This is a genomic window from Tahibacter caeni (assembly GCF_024609805.1).
Taxonomy (GTDB): domain Bacteria; phylum Pseudomonadota; class Gammaproteobacteria; order Xanthomonadales; family Rhodanobacteraceae; genus Tahibacter; species Tahibacter caeni.
Genome location: NZ_JANFVR010000281.1, coordinates 1 through 6345, shown reverse-complemented (window position 1 = coordinate 6345; position 6345 = coordinate 1). Strand labels below are relative to the sequence as shown.

General features: G+C 69.5%; 8 protein-coding genes. All 8 read left to right on the top strand.

The annotated features are described in order from the left end of the window. Nucleotides 1-149: 149 nt before the first annotated feature. Entirely contained in the window at nucleotides 150-1577 is a 1428-nt protein-coding gene (gene ccoN, locus NON22_RS18700) for a cytochrome-c oxidase, cbb3-type subunit I (protein WP_257388473.1), read from the top strand. A gap of 10 nt (nucleotides 1578-1587) precedes the next feature. Next, nucleotides 1588-2241 (top strand): cytochrome-c oxidase, cbb3-type subunit II, encoded by a 654-nt coding sequence (gene ccoO, locus NON22_RS18695; RefSeq protein ID WP_257388472.1) that lies wholly within the window; start codon nucleotides 1588-1590, stop codon nucleotides 2239-2241. Further along, nucleotides 2238-2393, top strand: a complete 156-nt coding sequence (locus NON22_RS18690) for a cbb3-type cytochrome c oxidase subunit 3 (protein ID WP_257388471.1) — start codon at nucleotides 2238-2240, stop codon at nucleotides 2391-2393. The genes ccoO and NON22_RS18690 overlap by 4 nt, the downstream gene beginning before the upstream one ends. After that, entirely contained in the window at nucleotides 2390-3307 is a 918-nt protein-coding gene (ccoP, locus tag NON22_RS18685) for a cytochrome-c oxidase, cbb3-type subunit III (RefSeq protein WP_257388470.1), read from the top strand. The genes NON22_RS18690 and ccoP overlap by 4 nt, the downstream gene beginning before the upstream one ends. After that, a complete protein-coding gene (locus NON22_RS18680; protein ID WP_257388469.1) occupies nucleotides 3304-3597 on the top strand; it encodes a hypothetical protein in 294 nt (97 codons plus the stop codon). The genes ccoP and NON22_RS18680 overlap by 4 nt, the downstream gene beginning before the upstream one ends. Then, entirely contained in the window at nucleotides 3594-5141 is a 1548-nt protein-coding gene (locus NON22_RS18675) for a 4Fe-4S dicluster domain-containing protein (RefSeq protein WP_257388468.1), read from the top strand. Before NON22_RS18680 ends, NON22_RS18675 begins: the two co-directional genes overlap by 4 nt. After that, nucleotides 5138-5641, top strand: a complete 504-nt coding sequence (locus tag NON22_RS18670) for a FixH family protein (protein WP_257388467.1) — start codon at nucleotides 5138-5140, stop codon at nucleotides 5639-5641. Before NON22_RS18675 ends, NON22_RS18670 begins: the two co-directional genes overlap by 4 nt. A 19-nt stretch (nucleotides 5642-5660) precedes the next feature. Next, nucleotides 5661-6345 (top strand): heavy metal translocating P-type ATPase metal-binding domain-containing protein (locus NON22_RS18665; RefSeq protein ID WP_257388465.1); only part of this gene is annotated, 685 nt, incomplete at its 3' end.

Below are 6345 nucleotides of genomic sequence, written 5' to 3'. Positions count from 1 at the left end.
CTTTATGGCATGGCCCTCGTCCTTGTTATAGGGGGGGGGGGGGGGCCCCCCCCCCCCGCTTCCCTCCCACGCGAATCCGCCACCGTGCCGTCCGGCGGCCCGGGACGGCATCGTCTTGTCGCCAGCCCGGAGTCGACGGCATGAGCGCAATGCGCACAGACGAACGTTACAACGACCGTGTCGTACGCCAGTTCACCGTGATGACGGTGGTCTGGGGCATCGTAGGCATGCTGGTCGGTGTCCTCATCGCGGCCCAGCTGTACTGGCCGCAGCTCGGCGAAGGCATACCGTGGCTGAGCTACGGCCGCCTGCGCCCCCTGCACACCAATGCGGTGATCTTCGCTTTCGGCGGCTGCGCGCTGATGGCGACGAGCCTCTACGTGGTGCAACGCACGTCCCACGTGCGGCTGTTTTCCGACCGCCTCGCGGCCTTCGTGTTCTGGGGCTGGCAGGCGGTCATCGTCAGCGCCGCGATCACCCTGCCGCTGGGCTACACCCAGGGCAAGGAATACGCCGAGCTCGAATGGCCGATCGACATCCTGATCACCCTGGTCTGGGTCGCCTATGCGGTCGTGTTCTTCGGCACGCTGGCCAAGCGTCGCGTCAGCCACATCTACGTCGCGAACTGGTTCTACGCGAGCTTCATCGTCGCCGTGGCCCTGCTGCACATCGTCAACAACCTGTCGCTGCCGGTCGGCTGGCTCAAGTCGTACTCGGTCTACACCGGCGCGGTCGACGCGATGGCGCAGTGGTGGTACGGCCACAACGCAGTCGGTTTCTTCCTGACCGCGGGCTTCCTCGGCATGATGTACTACTTCGTGCCCAAGCAGGCGCAGCGGCCGGTGTATTCGTACCGGTTGTCCATCGTCCACTTCTGGGCGCTGATCGCGATCTACATGTGGGCCGGCCCGCATCACCTGCAGTACACCGCGCTGCCGGACTGGGCGCAGTCGCTGGGCATGGTGTTCTCGCTGATCCTGCTGGCGCCGTCCTGGGGCGGCGCGATCAACGGCGTGATGACCCTGTCGGGCGCCTGGCACAAGCTGCGCACCGATCCGATCATCAAGTTCCTGATCGTCGCGGTGTCGTTCTACATGATCGCGACCTTCGAAGGTCCGATGATGTCGATCAAGACGGTCAACTCGCTGAGCCACTACACCGACTGGACGGTGGGCCACGTGCACGCCGGCGCGCTGGGCTGGGTCGCGATGATCTCGCTGGGCTCGGTCTACGCGATGTGGCCGCGCCTGCTCGGCCAGGGACAGATGTGGTCCACGAAGCTCATCGACGCCCATTTCTGGGTGCATACGATCGGCGTCGTGTTCTACATCGCCTCGATGTGGATCGCCGGCGTCATGCAGGGCCTGATGTGGCGCGCGACGAACAACGACGGCACCTTGAGCTACAGCTTCGTCGAGTCGCTCGCGGCGACCTATCCGTACTACCTGATCCGTCTGCTCGGCGGCCTGCTCGTCCTGGGCGGCATGGGCCTGATGGCCTGGAACGTCTGGCAGACCTGGCGTCTGACGCGCACCACCGAGGACGCCCTCGTGATGCCGCCGGCCACCGCCCACTGAGGCCATCATCATGACCGAACATGCTCACGCAAAAGTCGAGAAGAGCGTAGGCCTCATGGCCGTGCTGATCGCCGTCGCGATCAGCTTCGGCGGCCTCGCCGAGATCATTCCGCTGATGTACCAGGCCGAGACCATCCAGCCGCTGCCCGGCGTCAAGCCGTACCCGCCGCTGGAGCTGGCCGGCCGCGACATCTACGTCCGCGAGGGCTGCTACAACTGCCACTCGCAGATGGTGCGCACCCTGCGTTTCGAGACCGAACGCTACGGCCACTATTCGCTGGCCGGCGAATCGGTCTACGACCGCCCGTTCCAGTGGGGCAGCAAGCGCACGGGGCCGGACCTGGCTCGCGTCGGCGGCCGCTATTCCGACGACTGGCATCGCGCGCATCTGAACAATCCGCGCGACGTGGTGCCGGAATCGAACATGCCGTCCTATTCCTGGCTCGCCCGGAACGGCATCGACGCGGACCGCCTGACGGAGCACCTGCAGGGCCTGCGCAAGCTCGGCGATCCGTACACCGACGCCGACATAGCCGGTGCGGCGGCGGCCGTACAGGGCAAGACCGAGCTCGACGCGGTCGTCGCCTATCTGCAGGGGCTGGGCCGCCATGCGCCGACCGCCGATGCGGCCGCGGCGCCGCCGCAGTCCGGAGGTGCGCCATGAATCCGGGTACCGCATCGGGTCTGTGCACGCTGTTGCTGCTGGTGCTGTTCCTCGGCGGCTGGCGCTGGGTCTGGAGCGAGAAGCGGCGCGACGAATTCGAGGCTGCCGCGCGCCTGCCGCTCGAGGACGACGAGAAGGAGACGCAGAAATGACTGGGGGCTGGTCGTGGTACGTGAGCGCGCTGGTCGCGCTCAACATCGTGGGCTGCGTATGGCTGATCTGGTGGACCGGGCGGCGACGTCCGGGCGATCCGGCGCCGGAGCAGACCAGTCACTACTGGGACGGCGATCTGACCGAATACAACAAGCCGATGCCGCGCTGGTGGATCAACCTGTTCTACCTGACGATCGTGTTCGGCCTGGGCTACCTGCTGTATTACCCGGGACTCGGCAGCTGGAGCGGCACCGGCGGATGGACCTCGGGCCGCGAGCATGACGCCGACCGCGCCGAGAACCAGGCGCGCATCGATGCGGCGTTCGCGCCGTACGCGGACAAGCCGGTCGAAGAGCTGGCCAAGGATCCGAACGTGCTGCGTCTGGGCCAGGCCATCTTCGCGAACAACTGCGCGGCCTGCCACGGCGCCGACGCGCGCGGCGCACGCGGCTTCCCGAACCTGACCGACACGGTCTGGCACTGGGGCGGCCTGCCGCAGGATGTCCTCGACAGCGTGACCAACGGCCGCCAGGCCATGATGCCGCCGCTGCGCGCGGCCTTCGCCAACGACGCCGAGATCGACGAGACCGTCGCCTACGTGCGTTCGCTGTCGGGCCAGGCCGTCGACAAGGAGCTCGCCGCCCGCGGCGAACCGCGATTCGCCGCGACCTGCGCCGCCTGCCACGGCCCGGACGCCAAGGGCAACACGCTCATGGGCGCGCCGGACCTGACCGACAGCTACTGGCTCTACGGCGGCGACGCGGCCAGCGTGAAGCAGACGATCAGCGAAGGCCGCAACGGCCAGATGCCGGCGCACGGACCGCTGCTCGGCGCCGCGCGGGCGCGCGTCGTCGCGGCCTGGGTCTACGCCAAGTCGCATGCGCAGCCCCAGACTCAGGCCGCCGCGCAATGACCGGCGAGCGCGCCATTCCGGATTATCCGCCCCGGCCGCGCGTGCAGCGCTGGGGCGCGATCCTCTGGCCGAGCTTCTTCGCGGCCGGGATCTGCACCATCGTGTTCTTCGCGCTGGTCGACCCGCTGGAATGGCGCGATCTCACGTTCCCGGACTGGAACATCAGCCGGGAATGGGGGTATACGCTGGGATTCTTTGCTTTCTGGACGGCGACCGCGTCGTCCAGCCTGTTCACCTGGCTGCTGCTGCGTCCGGCCAGCCGCTTCAACCGCGAGCGTGACGGCGCATGAGCAAGACGATTCCGATCGCGCTGAAGGACGACGAGCCCGTCGGCCTGTACCAGGCCGAGCGCAAGGTCTATCCGCGCGACGTGCATGGCCGTTTCGACCGCCTGCGACGCGTCGCCGTGGTCGTGCTGCTCGGCATGTACTACGTGTTCCCGTGGCTGTCCTGGGACGGCCGCCAGGCCGTGCTGTTCGATCTGCCGGCGCGCAAGTTCTCGGTGTTCGGCCTGACCCTGTGGCCGCAGGACTTCGTGTTCCTCGCGCTGCTGCTGATCATGGCCGGCATCGCGCTGTTCTTCTTCACCGCGATGGCCGGCCGGCTCTGGTGCGGCTACGCCTGCCCGCAGACCGTCTGGACCGAAGTGTTCCTCTGGATGGAGCGCTGGACCGAAGGCGACCGCGCGCGCCGCATCAAGCTCGACGCGGGGCCGTGGACGCGCGAGAAGATCCTGCGCAAGGGCAGCAAGCACCTGCTCTGGTTCGCGTTCGCGCTGTGGACCGGCTTCACTTTCGTCGGCTTCTTCACGCCGGTGCGCGATCTCGCCGCGCGCCTGCCGACCCTGGACTGGAGCGGCTGGGAAACCTTCTGGACCCTGTTCTACGGCTTCGCGACCTGGGGCAACGCCGGCGTGCTGCGCGAGCAGGTGTGCAAGTACATGTGCCCGTATGCACGCTTCCAGAGCGCGATGTTCGACCGCGACACCCTGATCATCGCCTACGAACCGCGCCGCGGCGAACCGCGCGGTCCGCGCAAGCGCGGACTCGCCGACGTCATGTCGCGCGGCCGCGGCCTGCTGTCGGCGGATGCGGCCGAGCGCTGGATGGCCCAGGCCGTACACTTCCAAAGCGCCGCGCAGCGCGCGCTCGACGTTCGCCGCACGACCGGCGCATACCAGCAGGCCGACACCGCCGCACCGATCGCGGCGAGCATCGACGAACTCGGCGACTGCATCGACTGCACCTGGTGCGTGCAGGTCTGTCCGGTCGGCATCGACATCCGCAACGGCCTGCAGTACGAGTGCATCGCCTGCGGCGCGTGCATCGACGCCTGCGACCAGATCATGGACAAGGTCGGCTATCCGCGCGGCCTGATCCGCTACACGTCGCAGAATGCGATCGACGAGAAGCCCTGGCGCCTGCTGCGCCCGCGCGTCTGGGTCTACGGCCTGCTGCTGCTCGCCATCGCGACGGGCTGGGTCTGGGGCGTCACGCATCGCGCACCGCTGACCGTCGAAGTGCTGCGCGACCGCAACGCGCTGTACCGCACGGCCGTCGACGGCAGCGTCGAGAACGGCTACGGCCTCAAGATCGTCAACAAGCAGCACACGCCGCGGCGCCTGCGCATCAGCCTCGCCGACGGCACGCCGCTGCGCCTGCGCGGCAGCGAGACCGTCGAAGTGCCGGCCGAAAGCGTGTACAGCACGGCGGTCACCGTGGCCGCCGACGCCGGCGCCGTGCGCGGCCGCCGCGAATTCCAGTTCCTGGTCGAAGACCTCGACCGTCCCGGCCCGCTGCGCGTACGCAGCGCCTTCTTCGGACCTGCGCCATGACCAACGATTCCCGCGCGCGCCGCGCCTGGCGCGAACCCCTGTTCTGGCTCGTCGCCGGCCTGCCGGCGCTCGGCGTCGTCGCCGGTGTCGGCGTCGTCGTCGCGGCAGTGCGTTCCGGCGGCAGCGACGCGCTGACCGCCGACGTACGCCGCACGGCGCAGATCCAGGTCGAGGACACGCGCGCCGACGAGGAGGCGCTGCGCCGCGGCCTGTCGGCGCGGCTCGTCTTCGACGCCGACGGCGGCATCGATCTGCAGCTTCGCGGCGCCGACGATGCGGACGCGCTGCACTTGCGGCTGCTGCATCCGGCGCGCGCCGAATTCGACCGTCAGACCACGTTGCGGCGCGACGCCGACGGCCGCTGGCACGCGCGCCTCGACGGCCTCGCCGGCCACGCCTGGACCGTGCGTCTGGAGAGCGCCGACCACGCCTGGCGTCTGGCCGGCCGCCTGCCGGCCGGCGTGCGCGAGACCGAACTCGCGCCGCTGTGGCAGAAGTAGGCGGGGCGACCGATACCGCATGGCCACGGTGCCCGGCCAACTGTTTTCGCCGCTGCGCGACGCGCCGGGCAAGCCGGGCGTGAACCTCGCGACCGCCGCGGACGCGACGCCGGCGCACGAAGCGCAGGCCTCAGCCGCGGCGAAGTCCGGCAGCGGCTGTTTCCACTGCGGTCAGGCATTGCCGGCGCAGCCTGTCACCTTGCACATCGACGGCGCCGAGCGCGCGGTCTGCTGCGACGGCTGCGGCGCCGCGGCGCGCTGGATACGCGATGCGGGACTCGGCCAGTACTACCGGCTGCGCCAGTCCGAAGCGTCGCGCGTCGATCCCGATCACGGCGACTTCCGCGAATGGATGCAGCCTGACGTGCTCGCCGAACAGGCCTGGCCCGTCGCCGGCGGCCTCGCGATCGTCGTGCTCGCCGACGGCCTGCGCTGCGCGGCCTGCGCCTGGCTCATCGATCAGGCGCTGCTGCGCGAGGACGGCGTGCTAGACGTCGCCGCGAACGCGGTCAGCGGACGCATCCGCCTGAGCTGGGATCCGCAGCGCGTGGACCTCTGCGTGCTGCTGCAGCGCCTGGCCGCGCTCGGCTTCGCGCCGGGCCTGTCCGGCGGCAGCGCGCGCGAGCAGGCGCGCCGGCGCGAATCGCGCCGCGACCTCGTGCGCCTGGGCCTGGCCGGACTCGGCGCGATGCAGGCGATGATGT